The organism is Ruegeria sp. BHSA123, from assembly GCF_059613425.1.
On sequence record NZ_JBXWSL010000166.1, the window covers coordinates 1 to 1,231 of the forward strand.

General features: G+C 54.4%; 1 protein-coding gene and 1 pseudogene. Both read right to left on the reverse strand.

Features of this window, described 5'->3' with window-relative positions:
• The coding region (locus AC2FNC_RS20805; protein WP_496716586.1) for a PepSY domain-containing protein at positions 1–544 on the reverse strand (544 nt) is incomplete at its 3' end.
• Between the two features lie 192 nt (positions 545–736).
• Positions 737–1,231 (reverse strand): annotated as a pseudogene (locus tag AC2FNC_RS20810) (FAD-dependent oxidoreductase); the annotation flags it as partial.

Below are 1,231 nucleotides of genomic sequence, written 5' to 3' on the forward strand. Positions count from 1 at the left end.
ATTGCCGGGTGCCGCCTGCCCGACTGGGCCACCGGAAAATTCCTTTCCAAAAACGCCGGTAGGTGATGAGGCCGCTGACGATCTGATACAGAAGCACAACGGAGGTCGCTGTGACTGCTATATATATGATGTGCTGGCCGGACAGCAGCTTGACGTGGAATTCCCGCAGGATTTTCTGAAAACCGGGCGATCCAGTGGTGTCGATAACCTGCCCCGTTTCGGGGTCCGTCCAGAAATATATCTGCTCGCCCCAGCCCGTGCGGCCTGTGCTGCGATCAACAAACCACGGAGTGGGTCGTTTGGTGATGATCTGGATGTCGCTTTCTGGGTAAGCTTCCTTGATACCATCGTAGATCATCCCGAAGCTGGCGGTGCGATCGGCTTTGTCAGCGGTGGTCCAGACCGCAGGACGAGGGATGGATTCAAGCTCGTTGCCGACTACAAGCAGAGATCCGGTCAGAAACAGCAAAAAGAAAAAGATTGAAAAATGCAGACCCAGCCAGGTGTGCAAAGTGAACAGGCGATTGCGTAATTTGCGACTCATTCGAAGGTCCGGCGGTTCATATTTCTACGAAACATTAAATGGAACGGAAGCCAAAGATACAAGAAGGTCAGCTTCCGCCAATGATTTGGCGAGTCAAATATGACGACCCACTGTCGGCGGATGTCCCACGGCGATGTCCCGCCTGATCTGAAGCGCGAATTTTGAGGGGCCGCCGCGTCGGACGACGCCCTGTCATTCAAGCACAGCGCCCCTGTTAACACGCTCTTTCCGAGAGCTCTTCTTCTTGGGCTTGGCTTCAAATTCCTCGTGATAGGATCTTTCGACATTGACGTCCCAGATGTCGTTGTCTTCTCCCATGATGTTTCGGGCCGCATACATGGCCGACAGCATCGAATGATCCTGGTTGTTGTAGCGGTGCAAACCGTTGCGTCCGACGGTCTGGAAATTTTCGAGTGTCTTTAGCCAGCCGCTGACTGTATCCAGCGCCTCTTTGTATTCGCTGTCATAGACAGGATAGGCCTTGGGCTGCCGGATCACGGCGAAATCGACAACATCCGTTGCCTTTGCCAGGTTAAGCTGTTCAAGTTCTTGGCTGGCAAGCTGCCTGAGATCCTCGTCTGTCGAGGACCACAGCCCGTCACCCTTCTGGCAGAAATATTCCATCCCGATCGAGGCGGTGTTCTGGTCCGGCAGCATCTCGACCGACCAGGCGCGGAAGTTCTGGAT